The following is a 21,576-nucleotide window of genomic DNA, read 5'->3' as shown; positions in this document are numbered from 1 at the left end:
TTATTATTTTTGTTTCAATTTTGCATAAGCATATGTTCCGGCAAATGGAACCACGAGCACAATCGCCATCCCAATCGCAAAGGCGCCCCAATACTGGCTCATGATTGAGAAAATGCCAGGCACGCCGCCGACACCGACAGAGCTTGCCAGAACCCCTTGTGATGAAATATACATCCCGGCCAGCCCGGAACTGATCATGGCGATCACAAACGGAAACCTATATCTGAGGTTCACCCCGAATAATGCTGGTTCGGTAATGCCGAGATAAGCCGAGATGCCGGAAGTTAAGGAAAGCCCTTTTTGCTTCTCATCTTTTAAAATAAACATCATTGCAAGCGCCGCTGATCCTTGAGCGATATTGGAAAGCGCCAGCATCGGCCATAAAAATGTACCCCCAAGCTTGGAACCGATCAGCTGCAGATCGACTGCAAGGAATGTGTGATGCATTCCTGTAATGACGAGAGCGGCGTACAATCCCCCGTATAGGAGGCCGCCCAGTATGGCAAATTTTCCGAATACGGCAATCAGGCCTGATGTTAGCACATTTCCGATCGCAAATGTAATCGGCCCGATGACAATAAATGAAGCAAAGCCTGTCACAAGCAGCGTAATCGGGGCAACCACCAGCAGCTGTATGCCCTCAGGCGTCCGCTTTGTTAAAAACAGTTCTATCTTTGCAAGTAAATAGGAAGCAAGCAAAATCGGCAGCACTTGTCCCTGATAGCCGACTTTCTGCACCTCCAGCCCGAAAAGGTTCCAAACCGGGATCTCTCCGCTCTGTTCAGCGGCTCCATATCCCCATGCATTTAATAAGTCCGGATGTACGAGCATGACACCGAGCACGATGCCAAGCAGCGGATTGCCGCCGAAACGTTTGACAGCCGACCATCCGATTAATGCAGGCAGAAAAGTAAAGGCCGTACCCGCAATCAAATTAATCATATTGGCGAGATCCGCCCACTGCGGATAGACTTCGACAATCGATTTACTGAAGAAAATGCCTTGGGCCGTTAAAATATTGTTGATCCCCATTAACAATCCAGCTGTCACAATCGCCGGCAAAATTGGAATAAAAATGTCCGCAAGCGTTTTCACAGCACGCTGCAAAGGGTTCATATTTTTTTCAGAGGCCTTTTTCACTTCATCTTTGGTCGATTCGCCAACCCCCGTTTCTTTCACCAGCTCTGCATACACTTTATTGACTGTCCCTTGGCCGATGACCACCTGAAACTGGCCGTTAGTTGAAAACGAGCCTTTGACAACATCAATCTGATCAAGCACCTCTTGATCAACTTTACTTTCATCTATTAACGCAAACCGCAGACGTGTCACACAGTGGGTTGCCGCTGCGATATTTTCCACACCGCCGACTGCATCGACAATCTGTCGTGCTGATTGTTTTACATCACCCATTCCAAACCCTCCTTCTCCGCTTGTAACCTGTATATACATGTTATGATTATATTGTAATCCTGTATATACAAGTAGTCAACATATTTTTTAGAGCGCTTTCAAAAATAAAAAAACCAGCCGCTCCTCATCAAAACAAGAAGAAAACAGGATGGCTCCCATAGCAGCATGCCTGCTTTCTTCTATTTTAAAATGGAGCTAAACTGGTCAAGCTTTCGAAATGATTTTTAAGAATTTTCCGCCTTTTTTGACGGCTCATAAGTGTTCTGTTTTCCGACATCTTTTAAATAATACTCCTCAGAAGTAAAGAACTCGGTATACAGAGCTTTCACTTTTTTGCTCAGAAGCAGCAGCGCTGCAATGTTCGGAACCAGAATGAAGGCAAGCGCCAGGTCAAGAAAGCCCCAAATCGCCTTTGCCCCGCCTGCTGCCCCTACGATAATCGCAGCTAAATAGATCAATTTAATCACATGTCCCGCGATCCGCCCGAATAGAAATTCAGCTTGCTTGACTCCGTAAAAAATCACGACCGTGATCGTTGATAAAACGAAGAAGACAAGTGAGATGGACACGAAATATCCGCCTCCGCTGCCAAAATAGCTTTTAAAAGCGGCGGCAGTTAGCGCTGCTGGATTTTGAAGGGCATTTTCCCCGGTCCAAACACCTGATGAAAGAACGACAAAAGCTGTCGTTGTACAAATGAGCAAGGTGTCAACGACGATCCCGATCACAGACCAGAACCCCTGCCTCACAGGATGGTCGGTCATTGCGGCGGCATGTGCAATCGGCGCCGTCCCCATTCCGGCTTCATTGGAATAAAGACCGCGTGCAAAACCCCAGCGGACGGTTTCGGCAATAGCTGCACCTGCAAATCCTCCTAATGCTGAAGAAGAGGTAAACGCATTCGAAAAGATGAGAGAGAAGAAAGCGGGCACTGATGAAATATTCATGAAGACGATGATGATGCCTGCGCCGACATATGCCCCTGCCATAAGCGGCACCACAAGCTCCGTCACTTTTCCAATCCGTTTAATTCCTCCGATGACAACTAAACCGATCACAAAGGCGATTCCGATTCCGGCGTATACTTTATTGAAAGAAAAGGTATCTGCCAATGAGACGGATACTGAATTTCCTTGAACCATAATGCTGGGAACCAGCTCGACAATCAGCGCGACAGAAAAAAAGACGCCGAGCCATTTCATCCGCAGCCCTTTAGTTATATAATACATCGGTCCCCCGACAAACTCGCCTGCTTCATTTTTTTCTCTGTAATGGACGGCAAGCACGCTTTCCGAAAACTTAATCGCCATTGCAAACAGCGCGATCAGCCACATCCAGAAAACGGCTCCGGGACCGCCGAACATAATCGCAGCCGGCACACCGACAATGTTTGCAGCGCCGACCGTCGAACTGAGAGCTGATGTTAATGCTTGCAGAGGTGTAACTGTCCCCTCTCCCTTCGGCTTTTGACCTACGCTGCCGATCGTCTGTTTGAAAATGTAGAAGGAATGGCGAAACTGAAAAAATTTCAAAAGGATTGTCAAATACACCCCTGTCCCCGTCAATAAAATAATTAAAGGCGGCCCCCACAGCCAATCAGATATACGTTCTACCCATGTTAACAACATTTCCATCCTATCACCCTTTTTTCGTTTATGGGTCATTACCACAACTGGAGAAAAATAAACCTCTTTTGTGCGGTAACTTGCATAAGTTTTATAGAATAGGGTTCGTCATCTTGCCGCCTGATTCCTTCGGCTCAAGGCTATTTGACTTTCCATCATCAGGTGCCGGAGCAGTTTGCTTACTTGGGGGTGACAATCATTCGACCTGCTCGGGAAAGGATTACTGCATTGATTTCCCGGCTCAAACATCGGTGGGGCTCTCCATTCCAGCATGAAATAAAGGCAGACGCCCTGAAAAAACGTCCGCCTTTTATTTTCGGCCCAGCCGATTATAGATTTTATCTTTATAAAAAGCCGATGCGGGCTTGGAAAACATCCCTTTTTTACCGGCGAGCCTGTCGAGCTTGAGCTGGTTTTCCGTTTTTCTTCTCATTAAACGCTCGCGCTCATTTTCGTCCGTGCATTTGGATATTAAGTCGTCGATCGTCATCAGCTCTTTTTTCAGGGCACCTTCGTCTCCTGCCATACCGGCGTTTTTCATGACCCGGTATGCCATGCGGAGATTCTCGGGAATATGTGCAGCTTCATCTTTTTTAAGCGGCTTGCCCATTCCGGGAAGCCCGTCAAATTCCCCGTCCTTGATCGCCTGCTTAATCATATCCTCGGATATGATGCTCGAAAAATCCATGGTCTAAATCCCCCTTTCTTTCATATATTAAAATCAGTCTGCCATAAAAACATTTGACTGCCAATATCAGTCATACACAAAATATTTCCAACCCTCTTGTTAAAGGGTGAAAAAACCTTCATTTACCGGGCGTTTTACGACTTTTTTCAGAGCCTTAGTTTCCGCTTTTCTAAATCGGTATTTCATGGTATATTTTATACATTCGTTTTTTCTTTCGTTCCGATGGTTTTATACTGATCCGGAAAAAAGGAGTGTAACAATGAAAAGATTTATAAAAGAAAGAGGCCTTGCCTTTTTTCTGATAGCCGTCGTCTTGTTATGGCTAAAAACTTATGCTGCTTATGTAATTGAATTTAATTTAGGAATAACCAACACGATACAACAGATTTTGCTTTTTGTGAATCCGATTAGCTCAAGCTTGTTCTTTCTTGGATTGGGACTGCTTTTCAAGAAAAAAATACAGCAGACAGCGATTATAGTGATTCATTTTTTAATGTCTTTTTTACTTTACGCAAACGTTGTATACTACAGATTTTTCAGCGACTTTATCACACTGCCTACGATCATGCAGGCAAAAACAAACGGAGGGCAGCTCGGAGACAGCATTTTCTCATTAATGCACCCTCTCGATGTGTTTTATTTTATCGATACAATCATTTTAATCGGATTGGCTGTCTTTTATAACAGACCTTCTGAAACGACTACGAAACGGCCGTTTAAAATTGTGATGGGGGCAAGCATCCTGGTCTTTCTCGCCAATCTTGCAGTAGCAGAGATGGATCGTCCAGAGCTTCTCACCCGCTCTTTTGACCGCAACTATCTTGTGAAATATTTGGGAACATACAACTTCACAATCTATGATGCGGTGCAGAATGTGAAGTCAAACAGCCAGCGCGCCCTGGCCAGCTCCAGCGACGTGACGGAAGTTGAGAACTATATTAAAGCCAATCAGGACAAACCGAATGCCGAATACTTCGGAAAAGCGAAAGGCATGAACGTCGTTTACATTTCAATGGAATCACTGCAGACGTTCCTGATTGACTATAAGCTTGACGGCAAAGAAGTAACGCCGTTCTTAAACTCACTGGCCCATGATGATGAGACATTCTATTTCGATAACTTTTTCCATCAGACTGGACAAGGGAAAACATCAGATGCCGAATTTATGATGGACAACTCACTGTATCCCTTAGCACAAGGATCAGTATTCATCAATAAAGCGCAAAACACGCTACAGTCGGCGCCGGCCATTTTGAAACCCCAAGGCTATACATCAGCGGCGTTCCACGGCAACTACAAAACGTTCTGGAACCGCAATGAAATGTATAAAACCATCGGTTATGACAAATTCTTTGACGCTACGTATTACGATATGAGCGAGGATAAAACGAAAAACTACGGTTTGAAGGATAAGCCGTTCTTTGAAGAATCAATGCCGCTGTTGAAAAGCCTGAAACAGCCGTTCTATACGAAGTTTATTTCGCTCTCGAACCATTTCCCGTTTGAGATGGATGAAGGCGATACAGACTTCCCTGCCGGTGATACCGGCGACAGTGTTGTCGATCACTATTTCCAATCGGCCAACTATATGGATCAGGCGCTTGAACAATTCTTCAACGATCTGAAAAAGGCCGGATTATATGATAATACGATTGTTGTCATGTACGGGGACCACTATGGCATTTCGGAAAATCACAACAATGCGATGTCCGAAGTATTAGGCAAAGACATCACACCATATGAAAACGCGCAATTACAGCGGGTTCCGCTGTTCATTCATGCACCTGGGGTCAAGGGAGTCAAATCCCATAAATACGGAGGCGAAGTCGATGTAGCCCCTACCCTGCTTCATTTGATGGGCGTGAATACGAAGGATTACCTGATGAGCGGTTCTGACCTTCTGTCACCTGAACATCGTGAAGTGATTCCGTTCCGAAACGGCGACTTCGTTTCTCCGGAGTACACGAAAACGAACGGAAACTACTATGATACGAAGACAGGAGAGCTTCTGAACGAAAAAGACATTGATCCGACCATCGAAGAATCGGTCAAAAAAGAGCTCGAGATGTCGGATAAAATCGTTGACGGAGACTTGCTGCGATTCTATAAACCGAAAGGATTCAAAGCAATTGATCCGAGCGATTATGATTACACCAACCATAACCCGAAAACATCTGAATCTGATGCGGCGTCAACAACGAAATCAGATTCAGGGCAATAACAATCGGCAGCACCTGCTTTCCTGACGGAAGGCAGGTGTTTTTTCGTCTTGAAGCCGAGCTGTTCCTTTTTCGGGAACAGATATGGTAAGCTTGATTTGGAATATAAAAAAAGAAAGCGGGAATGAATCGTGATTGTAACGAATGACCAAGAGCTTGAAGGGCTCAAAAAAATCGGCAGAATCGTCGCTTTGGCGAGGGAGGAAATGAAGAAAAAAGCAGCTCCAGGCATGAGTACAAAAGAACTTGATCTCATTGGAAAAGAAGTGCTTGAAGCCCATGGAGCAGCATCAGCTCCGGAGAAGGAATATGATTTCCCTGGAACAACATGCATCAGCGTAAATCATGAGGTCGCCCACGGAATTCCAAGCAAATCCGCCATTTTAAAGGAAGGGGATTTGATCAACATTGACATTTCCGCGGAATTCGGCGGCTACTACTCAGACACCGGCATTTCATTCGTATTGGGCACAGGCGATGAGACCTTGCACAAGCTTTGCGAATGTGTCGAAAGCGCTTTTCAAAAAGGCCTTTTGCAGGCGCGGGCCGGCAAAAAACAAAATCAGATCGGCAGAGCCGTATACAACGAGGCGAAAGAAAACGGATTTAACGTCATTAAAAACCTCACTGGACACGGCATTGGAAAAAACCTTCATGAAGCGCCGAACCATATTCTAAATTACTATGATCCGTTTGATAATGCGCTGTTTAAAAACGGAACAGTCATCGCTCTTGAACCTTTTGTTTCAACAAAAGCCGAACATATTGTAGAAGCCGGTGACGGCTGGACTTTCAAAACGCCCGACGGAAGCTTCGTCGCACAGATCGAGCATACGATCGTCATCACGAAAAACGAACCGATTATTTTAACACAGCTTGACTGATTTTCATTCAAAGCCCGGACTCATGCAAGTCCGGGCTTTTATGTTAAAATATAAAACAGAATGTATCCGAAAGGAGCCCTTTTTCTTATGCTGTTTGCTATTATCGGGCTGATCTTTTTAATTGAGAGCGTGTTCTTAATCGTATATGCTCATAAAAAAAAGAACGGCTATTTAAAATACATCGGAATTGTTCTCAGCATTTCAATCCTTGTCATGATCATTACGAGCCTGACACACAGCTGAAATTCTGCATGGTCAAACTCCCGAACCAGGACGAAAGACTCAGTTTCGGAAAATTTTCGCCCACCCCTTTTCAACGTTTTTCTATAGATGTTAGAATGCCAATTGCATCGAATAATAGAAGGGGGTTTTCTGCCATGCATTACGGAAGCAAAGGCTGGTATGTAGAGGAACTGAAAAAGCTCGGAATGACGAAGTATGAAGGAAGAAAGCTTCAAAGCTATAAAGCGCACTTTTTAGCCAATCTGCTAGAAAGCGTAAAAAAATAAACCACTCATTCTAAGCCGTGCCGCTTTCGGCACGGCTTATTTTTAAGCGCTCAGCTGTTTTAAAAAGGAAGCTCTCCAGCTTTCTGACAAAGCATCGACCTCAAGGATCTTGCGAATGGCGGGCTGATTATCCCTGTCATGATACATCAGATGGTTGGCGTATGAAACGGTCACTTCATTCACATCACGGGAAACGAACTGCAGCTGCGCATCCGGCGCAACGATCCCTTCTTCCAATACTCTGAAATAAAATCCGCTGTAGCCTGTATCTCTCACTTTCAATACCATATCTTTTTCATTCAACTTTTTGGCAAGCTTAAAACACGGCTGCCGCGGCTGGCTTACTTGAACAAGAGCTTCTCCCAGCTTAAAAGTATCCCCGATGCATACATCTTTTTCTGTTAAGCCTTCAACCGTCAAATTTTCTCCGAATGCCGCTTCAGGAAGCTTTTTCTTCAGGACGTCTTCCCAGTATCCATAATGATCCGCCGGATAGACGCAAACCGCTTTATCCGCTCCGCCATGATGGACGAGATCAGCCTGCCTGTCTCCTTCAAAGTTTGTGCGGCTTAAATACACGGGTTTATCGACGGGCTCTTTGAAAATCGCCGTCTCTACCTTCTTTCCTTCAAAGTCATATGTGTCCGGATGTCCGACATAAATAGAAAAAATCTCATACTTCCGATTTTCCAAAACTTCACGTCCTTCCTTTATTTTCATATTTTAACGATTCCTTTAGATTATGTCTATCCCATGATCTTAAAATGGGAAATATGATAGCATAGAAGAAGGGGTGTTCTCTATGCTTCAATATCGAATCATTATAGATGGGCGAGTCCAAGGTGTGGGCTTTCGCTACTTCGTTCAAATGGAAGCAGACAAACACAAGTTAACCGGCTGGGTGAGAAATCTCGACAGCGGCGCTGTAGAGATTCGTGCCGAAGGCCCGGAAGAAAGCCTGAAACACTTCTTGAAAGCCGTAGAAAAAGGCAGTCCGTTCTCAAACGTAACGAATGTTAAAGTAGAAGAAACAAAACAACTCGACGGATATCAAAAATTTAATATCAGCTATTAAAATCCGCCGCTGACGGCGGATTTTTTAATTGCTCCTTGACTTATTCCGTATTTAATTTTAGTATTTAGTTAAATAACTAAATATCGAATTAAGGGATGCTTACAAATGAATCAAATGTTTAAAGCCTTAGCTGATCCGACAAGAAGAAAGATTTTGAATCTGCTGAAAGAGCGGGATTTGACCGCTGGTGAAATTTCAGGGCACTTCCAAATGTCAAAACCCAGCATTTCACAGCATTTGAAAATCTTAAAACAGGCCGAATTAATACAAGATGAAAAAAAAGGCCAGTTCATCATTTACTCTCTGAATACAACCATGTTTCAAGACATTATCAGCTGGGCTTTCAGTTTTACTGAACAAACCGGCAAAAACGAAGGGGATACAAAATGAAGAAGCACATATTTTCACTATCTATTATTTTAGCTAATCTTTTGATGTGGGCGATCGCTTATCCGCACATATCCGATCAAGTGCCCATCCATTGGTCGTCCTCAGGCGAAGTTGACAGATATGCTTCAAAAATGGAAGCGATGCTGACCATGATGGGACTGCTTGTCTTTCTGTATATCATGATGATCCTGACTCCAAAACTGGATCCACGCAGAAAGAACTATCAGCTTTTTTCAAAAACATATCATCTTCTCATAAATGCAATGCTGCTGTTATTTTTCTTGATCAATCTGCTAGTAGTCATGACAGGGCTCGGCTATGACCTGCCGACGGGAAGCATCGTTCCGGTGCTTGTGGGCGCTCTTTTGATCGTGATCGGCAATTACCTTCCGAGAGTCCGCTCCAATTTCTTTTTCGGAATTAAGAATCCTTGGACATTGAGCAGTGATGCGATTTGGAAGAAGACCCACAGATTTGCGGCGAAAGTATTTACTGCCGCAGGACTTTTGATAGCGGCGGATGGGTTGTTTTCAATAAGCGAAGGTGTGATGCTGCCCATTATTTTGATCACGGTTTTTGCTCCCTATATCTATTCCTATGTTCTCTATCGAAAAGAAATGGATGTGAAGAGCTGATATGAGGCTCAGTGAAAAAGGCTCCGTATCGGAGCCTTTCATTGATGATTCATGCGCCGGCGATCTTGATAAGAAAACGTCATCGAGCCTGTTTTTTTGGTATGGCCTATGAATAAAGGCAATCTCGCCTGTAGTATGACAGAGCAAGATTTTTGCATCCTTCGCTATATGTAAGCATTACAAAAAACAGCGAACACGCTGCATGGCACAAAGTATTTTCTTTTGATCTCCAATTTCCCTCTTTAGTAATCCCCGAGATAAGGCTTTTCCTGATAAAAATAATTTGGTTTTACCGGCTTATTTTCATAATAGCTGTGGAATATATGGGTCGATGCCGGTGATAACGGCGGAATCAGCCATGTCCAGCTTGCGGAGAGTTCCCGCCCCTCTTCAGCTTCCTGTTCCTCAAACCGTTTAAACTGGCTTGCCGCTGTATGGTGGTCAACGATGCTGACACCCGCTTTTTTATAAGAGTAAAGCACAGCCGTATTTAGCTCAACAAGCGCTCTGTCTTTCCACAGGGAGGCATTCCGCTCTGTGTCAATCCCCATAACGGCCGCCACTTTTTCCAGCACATTATAGCGGTCTGTATCAGCAAGGTTGCGCGCGCCGATTTCTGTTCCCATATACCATCCATTAAAAGGTGCGGCATTATAATGGATTCCTCCGATTTCGAGCTTCATGTCCGCAATAATCGGAACGGCATACCATTTCAGCCCCAAATCTTGAAAAGCTGCAATGTCAGGGTGTATGAGCGGCACCTCTTTTACGATATCCTTGGGCAGCTCATACCAGACAGGAGGATGATCTGCGATTTGAAAAACGAGCGGCAGCGGATCAAAAAGCGTCCCCTCTCCTTTCCAGCCAAGCGCCTGACACGCTTTTGTCAGCTCTGTTGAAGCCGGATCGCCGACAACGCCGTTTTCCGTCTCATATCCCGCGTATCTGATCAGCTGATGGTTCCAAATGGTGACTTTCTTTTCCCCGTTTTGTTCTGGAGGAAATATAGTAATGAACGGTTTTATTTTTCCGCTGTTAGTCGCTAATCGAATATGTTGAAACAGCGCATCCCGCACCTCTTCTTCCGTCCGGGCGTCCCTTTTGTCCAGGACAGTAAGAGAATGCCAAAACAGCCTGCCGATGCAGCGGCTGCTGTTTCTCCAAGCCATTCTTGCTCCATGTTCGATTTCTTCCATTGTATGTGTATAGGTGCCGGTTTTCTTGATTTCTTCTCGTATGTTATGTAAACGCAGCTTTTTTTCCTCTTCGGATTTTGACAGTTCACCGAAGCATATCTCAATGAAGGCCTTTGCTTCATTCCATCGTTCTTCATGTGCTTCCAACCGAATTCTCTCCTTTCCTGCTTTTAGGTTGATACTTATTGTATAAGTTTCCGGCACAGTTTAAAACCTTTCTGTATGAAAAGACAAAAAACCTCTAAAAAAGCATCCGCCAAAGGGTCGGATGCCTTCTTTTTTATTCTTGAATATGAAGCGTCTTTTGATCGAACATAAAGCGATAGACAGGAAGCTCTTTCCCCGCTTCAGAAGAAATATAGCCTGTGCTTACAAAACTGTCAACTGATTCAGGTTCAAGCGCAATCGATAAGAGATTGCTCTGCGGCTGAGCAGTAAAATAGATTTTTGTTCCCTTTGGAAACTCTTTTTTCTTGTTTTTGAGCTTTGTTTCTACTTTGATGACGGGACGGCCTTCTGATTCTCCCGCCGTTTCTTTAGAGGCAACCTGAAAAGCCTCTGCTGAAAGTTTTTGCTTAAACTTCAGCGTCACGCTTTTTAGCCCTTGGTCTTTCAATTTCTGATCGATATCTTGATGTCCCGGCAAGACAAGATAGGCTGTCGGCCGTGTTCGCGACAGGGTCGGTACAGCCTGGCTCGCACTGTAATATTGAACGGGGACATCGACTGCTTGTCCTGAAGCAATATCCGCCATTTCCAGCGTATCTGCAAACGGCCCGGCAAAGTCGCTTGTAATGACGACCTGATCCTTGTCATTTCCTTTTGCCCCTTGTTGGATCAGCTTTAATTTTTCAGCGGCGACAAGATGTTTGATTTCAGCTGCATGCTTGACCGTCGTGTTCATGATGGTCTCATGTGTCGCCACTTGAGCGGCGACCCTTCTTGCGAAATTTTCGCGCCCGATGTCGATTCCTCTGCTTTCAACAAGGAAGGAAAGAGCAGGCTGAAGAGCAAAGGCATTGCGTCCGATCCTCGCTTCTGTGCCGCCTTCATAGATTTCGATTTTCCCGTCCTTGCTTTTTCCAGTCGTATAATAGGAATCATTTGAGAAACCTTTCTGATCAAGCTTTGCTTTGATGCCGTTCACATAAAGGCTGTCAGAGGCATTCCTGATGGATTCCGGGATATTTAAATTTTTTCCTGATAAAACTAAAATATCGTGGTATTTCAATGTCCCTTTTTCACCGATATGTTGAAATTCGTTTTGGCCGACACCATATTCATGAGCGTCAATGACGACCTCTGGAGCATATTGAATGAATTCCTTATGGATGGCGCGTACTTCGGGAGACTCAAGCTTCACATGGTCTCTGTTTCCGTCGATTCCGCTTGAAAGCCTCCTGTTAAAGTGATAAGAGCCGTCAGGATTAACTCTCGGGACGATGACCACGTTGACCTTATCGAGGACTTTATCCCCGTATGGCCCGGCTAATTTCTCGGCCATTGCCAAAGTCGCTTCCCCGGCAGCCGGTTCATTTCCGTGAATTTGTCCCTGCAGCCAAATAATCGGCTTTTTGGATATCGACCGTATACGGTCATCTTTTGTAAAATAAAGCACAGGAATTTCTCTTTTTTCAATCGAAAAACCGATATTTTTCATTTTGACGTACGGACTTTTTTTTGTCAGACTGTTGATAAACTTCATCATTTCTTCCTGTGTCGTAAAGGCTTCCCCTTTTTTTACGAAAGCAGGCGTTTTAAATGTTTCTTCAGGCTCTGGATATAATGAAGATAATGGTTCTGGCTGAGTGTAATTTTTTCCGTAATAAGGGGTTTCAGCGGCATGCGCCACATCGAAGAACAGCAGTCCGGCAAATAAAATTGTGATCCCCAGCAAAGCTTGCACCCTTTTTTGCACATTCATCATTCCTCAGCTCCTTTCCAGCATACCTGCATTATAAATGAAACGCGCGCATTTTTTGTCTAAAATTTCAGAAAATGAATCAATTGGTACACATACACAGCTGGAAACTGGAACAAACGCTATGAAAGAAATGGTTCATTTTTCACTCGCACTCTCATAAAAAAGAAACATTCAGGCGAACCGAATGTTTCAGCTAACACTTGCTTCTGGCTATGAAACGGGAAGGCGGTTGGACAGACTGAGCAGTTCCTGTGAAAAATCGTCCCCCATCATCGGCACGCCGTGGCCTGTCAACAGTGATGCCGGTTTAAGTTCAGCCAGCTTGCGAATCGAGTCTGCCGCTTTTGTCCAGTCCATCGTAAAATAAGCAGGCGGACCGTTCAGCTCTTGTTTTTGAATCGCCACCTCAAAAAGAGATTCCTGTTCTACCGTTGTAACGGCATCCCCGGCGATCAAGGTTCTGTCCGACTCCCGGAAAAGCGAAATATGCCCTGGTGTATGGCCTGGCGTGTCCGTCCACTTCCAGCCGGGAAGGAAAGGAACAGAGCCGTCTTCACTAAGCGGCTTTACATGGGATGAAATATCGATTGAATGCCGCGGAAATAATGGAGAAAGCTTTGCCACCAGTCCGCTTTTCACATCCGGTTTCGCAGGCGGATAATCCGCTTTCCCCGTTAAATACGGCATTTCTTCAGGATGAGTGTAAACGGGGACCGGCCATTTTTCCAGAAGCTCCTCCAATGCGCCGACATGATCGAAATGCCCATGCGTCAAAACGATCGCTTTCAGCTGAAAATCACCGCCAAACCGCTCTTCTGCCTCTTTTAAAATGAAAGGTGCAGATTTTGGCATACCCGCGTCGATTAACACGGCTTCACGCGAATCAGGATCGAAAATAAAATATACATTCACAATTTGAACGGTTAATCCGTAAACTCCTTTGGCATACTCCTTCAAGACCCCGCTTTTAATAGAAGTCAGCGGCATATAAGGATCACTCATCATGTCACCACACTTACTTATCATTTGCATTCACTAGTGTGCGCTTTTTTGCAAACATTTATGAGTTTTTTCCTCATTTGCCGGCAGTAGAAGCAGCGTGATACATTTGAAATAACGCGTGACCTGAGGGGGAAGCAAATGATTGACGATAAGTGGTTTACCATTACTGACTTGGGTGGGGATACGTTTGCGATCAGTGAATACGGCCATTGGGAATATGTGCACTCTTATTTGCTTCTTGGAAGAGAAGAGGCATTTTTAATCGATACAGGCCTTGGCATTGCCAGCATGAAAAAAATCACGGACAAGCTGACAAGCCTGCCGATCAAGGTAATAACAACCCATGTGCACTGGGACCACATCGGAAGGCATGGTGAATATGATTTCATTTATGTGCATGAAGCTGAGAAGGAATGGCTTACAGACGGAATCAAAGGACTGCCAATTGAACAGATACGCCGCGATGTTTCACGCGATATCACAAAACCAGTCCCAGATACATTTTCTCCTGAAAGCTATACGCCGTACAAAGGCGAACCAGCAGGCATTCTTAAAGACGGCGACATGATCGGCAGCCATTCAAGACCGCTGGTCATTTACCATACACCGGGACATTCTCCGGGGCATATCTGCATCTTTGATCAGACGGCAGGCTATTTGTTCACTGGCGACCTGCTTTATACCGGAGCGCCCGTCTATGCTTTCTACCCGACGACAAACCCTCTGGACCTAGTGCATTCCCTTGAAAAAATCTCCGCCATTAAAGGTGTAAGGAGAGTTTTTGGAGGACACCATCAGCTTGGTCTTGATCCCGGCATTTTAAAGGAAGCCGAAAGCGCCGCACATTATTTAAAGACACATGGTCTGGCAAGGCACGGAACAGGCATCCATGAATTTAAAAACTTCAGCATTCAGTTTTAGACTCCGTTTACGCTTTATCTGAAATATGCAGACCTTTCACACGGAAGCCTTTTCCCGATTGTATGAAGCACATATGTACTAAGGCAAAATCCGATCACACCGCCGGCAGTATTTAATATTAAGTCATCAACATTAAACATTCGTGCCATGATGATTCCTGAAGCAGATAATACCAGCTGCAGGCTTTCAATGAAAAAGCTCGTCAAAAACACAAGAACAGCCGCTTTTTTTAGCGTAGTCTTTCTCCACAGAAATGAAAGATAAACGCCTAAAGGAAAGAGCAGCAATACATTATACAACGTAAGCCTGACAGAATTCCAAAAAAACCAATCTAATCCGGTCTGCTCATACATCTCGAGCCAATCACCCACAAAATAAAAAGGGATGGGCTGAACATCAAGATAAGCGAACTCCTGATCTGGAAAATGAATGCCGCCTATCGTCAATTGAAAGACGGTGCAAAAGTAAACAAGGAAGCTGGCAAAAACAAGTTTTCTAAAAAAGCTCGTTCTTTTTCGGTTTTTCATAATATCATACAAAAAATAAATAAAAGCACATATAAAACCGGGCACCATCAAATCAAGCGACCAAAACATTAAAACCACACCTTTCAATCTAAAAAAAAGAAGGCAGGATGTCTCCTGCCTCCTTTATATTACCATATACCCAGCAATTTCCACCATAAGCCGCCGACAATAAGCCATATCACAATATGAACAATCGACAAAATGAAGCCGATCGACCACCATTTGCCTTGCGGTATATAGCCTGCTCCAAAAAAGACGGGGGCGGCTCCAGCCCCGTAGTGTGTCGTCGAAGCAAAAAGATTGCTGAAAAATGCGAGGCTTAAAGCCGCTAACAGCGGCGGTGCGCCTGCGGCGACGATAACGGCGAGAAAAGCCGAATACATCGCGCTGATATGAGCGGTTGCACTCGCAAAGAAATAGTGCGAATAAAAGTACACGACAATTAAAATAAGAAATGCGCTGATCCAGGAGAACCCGGAGACATACGACTTCATCGCATCACTGAACCAGCCGACCATTCCAAGCTCATTCAAGAAGCTCGCCAACATGACGAGCGCCGCAAACCATGTCAGCGTATCCCACGCGCCTTGCTCTTTCTTAATATCTTCCCATGTCAAAACCTGGGTCAAAAGCAAAACAGCTAAACCGATCAAGGCCGTTGTCGTCGCGTCGATTTTTAGGTTTCCGCCAAAGACCCATAAAAAAAGGACGAGCAGAAAGACCGCGACCATGGAGAGCTCTGATTTTTTGAACGGACCCATTTCCTTCAGCTTTTCTGTCGCAATCGCCGCGGCATCAGGTGTTTCCTTGACTTCGGGCGGATACAGCTTGTAAATGACAAGCGGCGTTATGATCAAGCTGACAAGTCCAGGAACGATTGCCGCTACCGCCCAGCTTGTCCATGTCAGATTAACGCCGGCCACATCATGGGCAAGCTTTGCGATCAACGGGTTTGCAGCCATCGCTGTTAAAAACATCGCTGAGGTAATCAAATTACCCTGAAAGCCGACTTTCAGCAAAAACGCTCCGATGCGGCGTTCAGTTCCATCTTTAGGTGTCGATTGAAAGGTCTCAGATAACGAACGGATAATCGGAAAAATGATCCCGCCAGCTCTTGCTGTATTGCTTGGTATCGCCGGCGACAAAATCAAATCGCTGACAAGCAGCGAATATGAAAGTCCGAGCGTTTTTTTGCCGAACATCCTCACAAATAAATAGGCGATTCTCGCGCCTAATCCTGTTTTAATGAAACCCCGTGAAATAAAGAAAGCAATGACGATCAGCCAAATCGTCTTGTTTCCAAATCCGCTCAGCGTCTCTTCGATTGACAAGGTTCCGGTAAGGGCCGTCACAGCCAATGCGAATATCGCGATTGCCCCCATCGGCAACGGTTTAGATATAAAGCCGATAATCGTTGCTACAAAAATTGCAAATAAGTGCCATGCTTTCTGATCTAAACCGGCAGGCTGCGGAATAAACCAAATAACCGCTCCGACTAAAATCGTGACTGCCAGAGGAAGGATTTGAAGTGCTGGTTTTTGGTCTGTGTTTTTTTCTGTAGCCACTAGTTTCTCCTCCTATTCATATCGTTTTCATTTATTATTCTACTCCTTTATATATGCCATTCAAATTTTATTTTACTAAAAAAACTGCCGACTAAGTCGGCAGTCTGTTTTACGCCCAGGATTTCACTTTATCATGATCGGTTACAAACAGGAGCACTTTCCCTTCATCAAGCCGCTCTTCGAACTGATCCGCTTCCTGTTTTGAAAAGCCGATCTCATGAATTTTATTGCGGAGTTCGTCTCCTTTTTTATGAAAGATATTGCCGACTGCATGTTTGAGGCCTGTCTCCTCCGCTCCAATCGTATTGGCCTCCGCGTTATCCGCGATCCGTTCCGTTCTGTCATCATCATGTGAAAGAACATAAAGATCTTCTCTCGCCACGCCAATACTCTTGAGCTCTTCAACATCCTTCAAGAGCTTCTCATCATTTGTGTATTCTCTTACTACCGGTTTCATGTGAATCTCCTCCTCTTTTTGAATGCTGTATTTATGAAATACCCCTCGGTCTGGGAAGCTGAAACAACTCAATGTGCTCTCATGACATTTTTATTTCAATATTACAATCGTTATAAATATTCAGATATTTCGTTTAAGAGGTCTGCTGTTTCAGGTACATTTAAAAAAGACAAGGCTGAAATGAGGTGATTTTAGCTTGAATTATTTTTCACCAGAACAACAATACAACGCATGGATCATTTGTGATTTAACTAAACAAATTTTGTCAAGGAAAGGTCAACAAGAAGTCGATACGCATCTTCTTGAATCCTTTGCGGCCCGGCAGTTCGGCATCAATATTGATTATGTCTTTTCGATCATCATGAATATCGGTGATCCGGAGAAGAGAACGGCAAGCAACACAGAGGACATCCTGGCCTCGTATCTTTTTTCACTGCTTCCTTTCATTACAAAAGACATGATCAAAGACTCCAGGGAAAATGCCAATCAATATCTCTTAAACGAAAGAAATGCCGATGTTTATCATCTTTTTCTTCCGGATTCAGTTCTCCAGAAGACCTTTCATTAACCGGCTCATGTTTTGCAAAATCTCTATTTTAAATGATAAGGTTATGGATAAAAGGAGGAGTCATTATGCTGCAAAAACAAATTGAACTTGCAAGACGGCCGCAAGGCATTCCTGTCATGGAAGATTTCCGCATAAAAGAAACAGAAATTCCGGAAGCAAAAGACGGAGAAGTGCTTGTCAAAACGCTTTATGTCTCTGTAGATCCTTACATGAGGGGCAGAATGCAGGATGCGAAATCGTATGTTGAACCTTTTCCCCTTGATGAGGTCATCAGCGGCGGAGTCATCGGCGAAATCATCTCATCAAAAGGGGACAAGCTTCAAAAAGGAGATATCGTTGTAGGAAACTTGGGCTGGCAGGAGTATTCTGCGGTTCCTGAAACAAATCTGCAAAAAATTGATCCTTCACTCGCCCCTGTCACTGCCTATCTCGGAATTCTCGGCATGACCGGCTTGACGGCTTATTTCGGTCTTCTTGATATCGGCCGCCCAAAAGCCGGAGAAACGGTTGTTGTCTCTGGGGCCGCGGGGGCAGTCGGCTCAGCCGTCGGACAAATCGCCAAAATCAAAGGGGCAAGGGTCGTCGGAATCGCCGGTTCTGATGAAAAAACCGCGTATTTGAAAGAACAGCTCGGGTTTGATGAAACGATCAATTATAAAACGACTGAAAATATCGCTTCAGCGCTTGAAAAAGCATGCCCGAACGGGGTCGACGTCTACTTTGACAATGTCGGGGGCAGCATTTCAGATGCCGTGCTAACGCTCATCAACAAATTTGCGCGGATTCCGGTGTGCGGTGCGATTTCTTCTTATAATGCCGAAAGCGCAAAGGATGACATGGGACCGCGCGTTCAAACGGCCTTAATTAAATCGAGCGCACTGATGAAGGGATTTGTCGTCAATGATTATCGCGACCGTTTTCCGGAAGGTGCCAAACAGCTTGCCGAATGGCTGAAAAGCGGCCGGATTCAATATGAAGAAACGATTACAGAAGGCTTCGAACGAATTCCGGAAGCATTTTTAGGCTTATTTAAAGGAAAAAACCTTGGAAAACAGCTGATTAAAGTATCTGAACCCGAATAAAAAAGGAGGCTCAAAGAGCCTCCTCCTATTTTTCAATGATTCGTCCTCTTTCATAGACGATCTGCTGAAGATGAACCCCCAGCTTCTTCGCAAGTTTTTTCAGCCTTTCCTCTTCCATACGGTTGACCAGACTGATCACTGTTCCTTCATTTCCGGCCCTTCCCGTTCTGCCTGAACGGTGGATATAGCCTTCTTCATTTGGCAAATCGGCGTGAATGACATATGGGAGATCTTGAATATCGATCCCGCGCGCCGCGATGTCAGTCGCCAAAAGCAATGTAAACTCCCCTGCCTCAAACGCCTGCAAGATCTTGGCCCGCTCGATTTTTTTCGCCTCGCTGTGAAGAACGCCGACATCCACATGATGAAACTTGAGCTTTTCCGCATATACGCTTAAATTGCCGATATCTTTCACGAAGACCAGCGCCTGCATGCCTGCCAGCCTTGAAAATTTTTGCAGAATTTTGACTTTATCCCGCTGGTCGCAGACGAGATATTGATGTTTGACTTTAGCGGATTCTTCACTTGTTCTTTTAATCCGGAAAAGCTCGGCCTCTTTCGTCACCTCACGCAGCTCGCGCTCGGTATCATTTTTTAAAGTTGCGGAAAAACAGAGAAGCTGCCGGTCGCGAAGCGTCGACTTGATGATGTTTCCTATCGTGCCGCGGTGCTCCGGGGTAAGCAGGTGATCTGTTTCATCAAGGACAATCGTTTTTACTTCATGCATTTTCAGCTTCTTCATTTTGATAAGCTCATTCAATCGTCCCGGTGTGCCCGCAATGATGTGCGGATGTTTTTTCAGCTTTTCCTGCTGCTTTTTAATGTTTGCCCCTCCGATGAAAGATGCGGCTCTGATATCTGAGCCTTTTTTCCACTCTGTGATCACATCAAAAATCTGCATGACAAGCTCCCGGGAAGGAGCGAGGATCACAGCCTGGATGTTTTTTTCATCCGCTTTTATTTTTTCCAGGAGCGGCAGGACGTAAGCGAGCGTTTTTCCCGTTCCCGTCGGCGACTCGGCGATCACGTCACGCCCTTCCAAAATCATTTCAGCCGTGCTTTTTTGAACGTTCGTCGGTGCGAGAAAGCCTGCCGCCTCCCAATTTTCTTTAATAAACGGTTTTGCTTTATCTAAAAATGGCCATCTTTCTGTCATGTTTTTCTCCTTTATACTCAGGTTGGTTCTGCACCTAGTATCTCAAAACAGAAGCTGCAGCGCAATTTTTCTTTTATTGTTCCCGGGAAGTTCGATATAATCTTATAGGATACAGAAATGGTTTTTTACTATACATTAGAGGTGCAAAACATGAGTTTATTATCGGTAACAAAGCTAAGCCACGGTTTTGGCGACCGGGCGATCTTTCATGATATCTCCTTTCGCCTGCTAAAAGGCGAGCATGTCGGTCTCATCGGAGCGAATGGCGAAGGAAAATCAACCTTCATGAATATCATTACAGGAAAACTTGAACCTGATGAGGGCAAAGTGGAATGGTCAAAAAAAATCCGGGTCGGCTACCTTGACCAGCATACAGTGCTGGAACGCGGACAATCGATCCGCGATGTACTGAGAAATGCCTTTCATTATTTATTTGCAATGGAAGAAGAAATGAATGCGATCTACGTCAAAATGGGAGAGGCCGATCCTGAAGAGCTTGAAAAGCTTCTTGAAGAAGTCGGGACGATCCAGGACGCTCTGACCAACAATGATTTTTATGCGATTGATGCAAAGGTTGAAGAAATCGCCCGCGGACTCGGGCTTCATGACCTCGGACTTGATCGGGATGTCACAGATTTGAGCGGCGGCCAGCGGACAAAGGTGCTGCTAGCCAAACTGCTGCTGGAAAAGCCCGACATCCTGCTGCTTGACGAGCCGACAAACTACTTGGATGAACAGCATATCGAATGGCTCAAGCGCTATCTGCAGGAATACGAAAACGCGTTTATTCTGATATCACACGACATTCCGTTCCTCAATAGTGTTATCAACCTGATCTACCATGTAGAAAATCAGGAGCTGACCCGCTATGTCGGTGATTACAATCAATTCCGCGAAGTGTATGAGGTCAAAAAGCAGCAGCTTGAGGCGGCCTATAAAAAGCAGCAGCAGGAAATTTCCGAGCTTAAAGATTTCGTGGCCCGCAATAAAGCGCGAGTCAGTACGCGCAATATGGCGATGTCCAGGCAGAAAAAACTTGATAAAATGGATATGATCGAGCTCCCTTCTGAAAAACCGAAGCCGGAATTTCACTTTAAGCAGGCGAGAACATCAGGAAAGCTGATTTTTGAAACAAAAGATCTCGTCATTGGCTATGACGAACCGCTTTCCCGTCCGTTAAACCTGAGGATGGAACGCGGGCAAAAAATCGCCTTGCACGGGGCAAACGGCATCGGAAAAACGACATTGCTGAAAAGCCTGCTCGCCGAAATTTCACCGCTGTCAGGAGAAGTCGAACGGGGGGAATACCTTCATATAGGCTATTTTGAACAGGAAGCTAAAGAAGCCAACAACAACACATGTATTGAAGAAGTGTGGAACGACTTTCCGTCCTTTACTCAGTACGAAATCCGCGCAGCCCTTGCAAAATGCGGACTGACGACAAAGCATATTGAAAGCAGGGTTTCCGTTTTAAGCGGAGGGGAAAAAGCGAAAGTCAGACTGTGCAAGCTCATTAATTCTGAAACAAACCTGCTCGTGCTCGATGAGCCGACAAATCACCTGGATGTTGAAGCTAAGGAAGAGTTAAAAAGAGCCCTGAAAGAATACAAAGGCTCAATCCTCCTCATCTCTCACGAACCGGAGTTTTATATGGAGCTCGCAACAGATACATGGAACTGTGAATCATGGACGACGAAGGTCTTATGATAAAAAAACTTGTTTCCTTTGCAGGGAAACAAG

Annotated in this window: 22 protein-coding genes; 11 read left to right on the top strand and 11 right to left on the bottom strand. The window is 44.9% G+C overall.

The features are described from left to right. Window positions 1–3 precede the first annotated feature (3 nt). From treP to RBH91_RS04495, 3 genes are all read right to left on the bottom strand, one after another. Complete coding sequence (treP, locus tag RBH91_RS04505; protein WP_148958464.1) at window positions 4–1,413, bottom strand: PTS system trehalose-specific EIIBC component; 1,410 nt, start codon at window positions 1,411–1,413, stop codon at window positions 4–6. A gap of 224 nt (window positions 1,414–1,637) precedes the next feature. Then, a complete protein-coding gene (locus RBH91_RS04500; protein ID WP_076762016.1) occupies window positions 1,638–3,047 on the bottom strand; it encodes an alanine/glycine:cation symporter family protein in 1,410 nt (469 codons plus the stop codon). A gap of 301 nt (window positions 3,048–3,348) precedes the next feature. Beyond that, window positions 3,349–3,726, bottom strand: coding sequence for a DnaJ family domain-containing protein (locus RBH91_RS04495; protein ID WP_307893624.1), 378 nt, complete (start codon window positions 3,724–3,726; stop codon window positions 3,349–3,351). A 259-nt stretch (window positions 3,727–3,985) separates the two neighbouring features. On the opposite strand from RBH91_RS04495, the gene RBH91_RS04490 reads away from it, so the two are divergent. The 4 genes from RBH91_RS04490 (at window position 3,986) to RBH91_RS04475 (ending at window position 7,338) form a co-directional block, all read left to right on the top strand. Then, window positions 3,986–5,947: a lipoteichoic acid synthase gene (locus tag RBH91_RS04490; RefSeq protein ID WP_307893623.1), complete on the top strand. Its 1,962-nt coding sequence runs from the start codon at window positions 3,986–3,988 to the stop codon at window positions 5,945–5,947. A 129-nt stretch (window positions 5,948–6,076) separates the two neighbouring features. After that, window positions 6,077–6,829, top strand: a complete 753-nt coding sequence (gene map, locus RBH91_RS04485; protein WP_307893622.1) for a type I methionyl aminopeptidase — start codon at window positions 6,077–6,079, stop codon at window positions 6,827–6,829. 87 nt (window positions 6,830–6,916) lie between these two features. Then, window positions 6,917–7,072 carry a hypothetical protein gene (locus tag RBH91_RS04480; protein WP_094777342.1) on the top strand — a complete coding sequence of 52 codons (156 nt, stop codon included), beginning with the start codon at window positions 6,917–6,919 and terminating at the stop codon, window positions 7,070–7,072. Between the two features lie 134 nt (window positions 7,073–7,206). Continuing rightward, window positions 7,207–7,338 carry a YflJ family protein gene (locus tag RBH91_RS04475; protein WP_076762012.1) on the top strand — a complete coding sequence of 44 codons (132 nt, stop codon included), beginning with the start codon at window positions 7,207–7,209 and terminating at the stop codon, window positions 7,336–7,338. Window positions 7,339–7,380: 42 nt separating this feature from the next. Here RBH91_RS04475 and RBH91_RS04470 read toward each other — a convergent pair whose 3' ends face one another. Beyond that, complete coding sequence (locus RBH91_RS04470) at window positions 7,381–8,031, bottom strand: MOSC domain-containing protein (RefSeq protein WP_307894665.1); 651 nt, start codon at window positions 8,029–8,031, stop codon at window positions 7,381–7,383. Window positions 8,032–8,140: 109 nt separating this feature from the next. Between RBH91_RS04470 and RBH91_RS04465 the strand changes: the two genes are divergently transcribed. From RBH91_RS04465 to RBH91_RS04455, 3 genes are all read left to right on the top strand, one after another. Continuing rightward, window positions 8,141–8,413: an acylphosphatase gene (locus RBH91_RS04465; protein ID WP_076762011.1), complete on the top strand. Its 273-nt coding sequence runs from the start codon at window positions 8,141–8,143 to the stop codon at window positions 8,411–8,413. 105 nt (window positions 8,414–8,518) lie between these two features. After that, entirely contained in the window at window positions 8,519–8,803 is a 285-nt protein-coding gene (locus RBH91_RS04460) for an autorepressor SdpR family transcription factor (protein WP_076762010.1), read from the top strand. Then, window positions 8,800–9,438, top strand: a complete 639-nt coding sequence (locus RBH91_RS04455; protein WP_307893621.1) for an SdpI family protein — start codon at window positions 8,800–8,802, stop codon at window positions 9,436–9,438. The genes RBH91_RS04460 and RBH91_RS04455 overlap by 4 nt, the downstream gene beginning before the upstream one ends. 242 nt (window positions 9,439–9,680) lie before the next feature. Here RBH91_RS04455 and RBH91_RS04450 read toward each other — a convergent pair whose 3' ends face one another. The 3 genes from RBH91_RS04450 to RBH91_RS04440 form a co-directional block, all read right to left on the bottom strand. Further along, entirely contained in the window at window positions 9,681–10,781 is a 1,101-nt protein-coding gene (locus RBH91_RS04450) for a nitric oxide synthase oxygenase (protein WP_307893620.1), read from the bottom strand. A gap of 133 nt (window positions 10,782–10,914) precedes the next feature. Continuing rightward, a complete protein-coding gene (locus RBH91_RS04445; RefSeq protein ID WP_307893619.1) occupies window positions 10,915–12,558 on the bottom strand; it encodes a M14 family metallopeptidase in 1,644 nt (547 codons plus the stop codon). A 210-nt stretch (window positions 12,559–12,768) separates the two neighbouring features. Beyond that, window positions 12,769–13,560: an MBL fold metallo-hydrolase gene (locus tag RBH91_RS04440; RefSeq protein ID WP_307893618.1), complete on the bottom strand. Its 792-nt coding sequence runs from the start codon at window positions 13,558–13,560 to the stop codon at window positions 12,769–12,771. 138 nt (window positions 13,561–13,698) lie between these two features. Between RBH91_RS04440 and RBH91_RS04435 the strand changes: the two genes are divergently transcribed. Then, complete coding sequence (locus RBH91_RS04435) at window positions 13,699–14,481, top strand: MBL fold metallo-hydrolase (protein WP_307893617.1); 783 nt, start codon at window positions 13,699–13,701, stop codon at window positions 14,479–14,481. 14 nt (window positions 14,482–14,495) lie between these two features. On the opposite strand, the gene RBH91_RS04430 is transcribed toward RBH91_RS04435, so the two are convergent. The 3 genes from RBH91_RS04430 to RBH91_RS04420 all read right to left on the bottom strand — a co-directional run bounded on the left by RBH91_RS04430 (window position 14,496) and on the right by RBH91_RS04420 (window position 17,030). Continuing rightward, window positions 14,496–15,077: a VanZ family protein gene (locus tag RBH91_RS04430; protein ID WP_307893616.1), complete on the bottom strand. Its 582-nt coding sequence runs from the start codon at window positions 15,075–15,077 to the stop codon at window positions 14,496–14,498. A 59-nt stretch (window positions 15,078–15,136) separates the two neighbouring features. Then, window positions 15,137–16,573, bottom strand: coding sequence for an anion permease (locus RBH91_RS04425; RefSeq protein WP_076762005.1), 1,437 nt, complete (start codon window positions 16,571–16,573; stop codon window positions 15,137–15,139). A gap of 109 nt (window positions 16,574–16,682) precedes the next feature. Next, on the bottom strand, window positions 16,683–17,030 hold the full coding sequence (locus RBH91_RS04420; protein ID WP_307893615.1) for a YflT domain-containing protein: 348 nt from the start codon (window positions 17,028–17,030) through the stop codon (window positions 16,683–16,685). Between the two features lie 196 nt (window positions 17,031–17,226). Here RBH91_RS04420 and RBH91_RS04415 point away from each other — a divergent pair, with 196 nt between their 5' ends. Together RBH91_RS04415 and RBH91_RS04410 are read left to right on the top strand one after the other, a co-directional pair. Continuing rightward, entirely contained in the window at window positions 17,227–17,598 is a 372-nt protein-coding gene (locus RBH91_RS04415; RefSeq protein WP_307893614.1) for a DUF3212 family protein, read from the top strand. 65 nt (window positions 17,599–17,663) lie between these two features. After that, window positions 17,664–18,680 carry an NADP-dependent oxidoreductase gene (locus tag RBH91_RS04410; protein WP_404802475.1) on the top strand — a complete coding sequence of 339 codons (1,017 nt, stop codon included), beginning with the start codon at window positions 17,664–17,666 and terminating at the stop codon, window positions 18,678–18,680. 25 nt (window positions 18,681–18,705) lie between these two features. Here the strand turns inward: RBH91_RS04410 and RBH91_RS04405 are convergent, their stop codons facing one another. Continuing rightward, a complete protein-coding gene (locus tag RBH91_RS04405; protein ID WP_307893612.1) occupies window positions 18,706–19,836 on the bottom strand; it encodes a DEAD/DEAH box helicase in 1,131 nt (376 codons plus the stop codon). Window positions 19,837–19,986: 150 nt separating this feature from the next. On the opposite strand from RBH91_RS04405, the gene RBH91_RS04400 reads away from it, so the two are divergent. Next, window positions 19,987–21,543, top strand: a complete 1,557-nt coding sequence (locus tag RBH91_RS04400) for an ABC-F family ATP-binding cassette domain-containing protein (RefSeq protein ID WP_307893611.1) — start codon at window positions 19,987–19,989, stop codon at window positions 21,541–21,543. Window positions 21,544–21,576 lie beyond the last annotated feature (33 nt).

It is taken from the genome of Bacillus swezeyi (assembly GCF_030908325.1).
GTDB lineage: Bacteria > Bacillota > Bacilli > Bacillales > Bacillaceae > Bacillus > Bacillus swezeyi.
The sequence above is the reverse complement of the archived record's forward strand: the minus strand, read 5'-3'. Positions and strand labels throughout refer to the sequence as shown.

What these genes read in the sequence shown, in the direction of transcription:
- treP (WP_148958464.1), bottom strand. Translation starts at nt 1,413, where the DNA reads ATGGGTGATGTAAAACAATCAGCACGACAGATTGTCGATGCAGTCGGC.
- RBH91_RS04500 (WP_076762016.1), bottom strand. Translation starts at nt 3,047, where the DNA reads ATGGAAATGTTGTTAACATGGGTAGAACGTATATCTGATTGGCTGTGG.
- RBH91_RS04495 (WP_307893624.1), bottom strand. Translation starts at nt 3,726, where the DNA reads ATGGATTTTTCGAGCATCATATCCGAGGATATGATTAAGCAGGCGATC.
- RBH91_RS04490 (WP_307893623.1), top strand. Translation starts at nt 3,986, where the DNA reads ATGAAAAGATTTATAAAAGAAAGAGGCCTTGCCTTTTTTCTGATAGCC.
- RBH91_RS04480 (WP_094777342.1), top strand. Translation starts at nt 6,917, where the DNA reads ATGCTGTTTGCTATTATCGGGCTGATCTTTTTAATTGAGAGCGTGTTC.
- RBH91_RS04475 (WP_076762012.1), top strand. Translation starts at nt 7,207, where the DNA reads ATGCATTACGGAAGCAAAGGCTGGTATGTAGAGGAACTGAAAAAGCTC.
- RBH91_RS04465 (WP_076762011.1), top strand. Translation starts at nt 8,141, where the DNA reads ATGCTTCAATATCGAATCATTATAGATGGGCGAGTCCAAGGTGTGGGC.
- RBH91_RS04460 (WP_076762010.1), top strand. Translation starts at nt 8,519, where the DNA reads ATGAATCAAATGTTTAAAGCCTTAGCTGATCCGACAAGAAGAAAGATT.
- RBH91_RS04455 (WP_307893621.1), top strand. Translation starts at nt 8,800, where the DNA reads ATGAAGAAGCACATATTTTCACTATCTATTATTTTAGCTAATCTTTTG.
- RBH91_RS04445 (WP_307893619.1), bottom strand. Translation starts at nt 12,558, where the DNA reads ATGAATGTGCAAAAAAGGGTGCAAGCTTTGCTGGGGATCACAATTTTA.
- RBH91_RS04440 (WP_307893618.1), bottom strand. Translation starts at nt 13,560, where the DNA reads ATGAGTGATCCTTATATGCCGCTGACTTCTATTAAAAGCGGGGTCTTG.
- RBH91_RS04435 (WP_307893617.1), top strand. Translation starts at nt 13,699, where the DNA reads ATGATTGACGATAAGTGGTTTACCATTACTGACTTGGGTGGGGATACG.
- RBH91_RS04430 (WP_307893616.1), bottom strand. Translation starts at nt 15,077, where the DNA reads ATGTTTTGGTCGCTTGATTTGATGGTGCCCGGTTTTATATGTGCTTTT.
- RBH91_RS04420 (WP_307893615.1), bottom strand. Translation starts at nt 17,030, where the DNA reads ATGAAACCGGTAGTAAGAGAATACACAAATGATGAGAAGCTCTTGAAG.
- RBH91_RS04410 (WP_404802475.1), top strand. Translation starts at nt 17,664, where the DNA reads ATGCTGCAAAAACAAATTGAACTTGCAAGACGGCCGCAAGGCATTCCT.
- RBH91_RS04405 (WP_307893612.1), bottom strand. Translation starts at nt 19,836, where the DNA reads ATGACAGAAAGATGGCCATTTTTAGATAAAGCAAAACCGTTTATTAAA.
- RBH91_RS04400 (WP_307893611.1), top strand. Translation starts at nt 19,987, where the DNA reads ATGAGTTTATTATCGGTAACAAAGCTAAGCCACGGTTTTGGCGACCGG.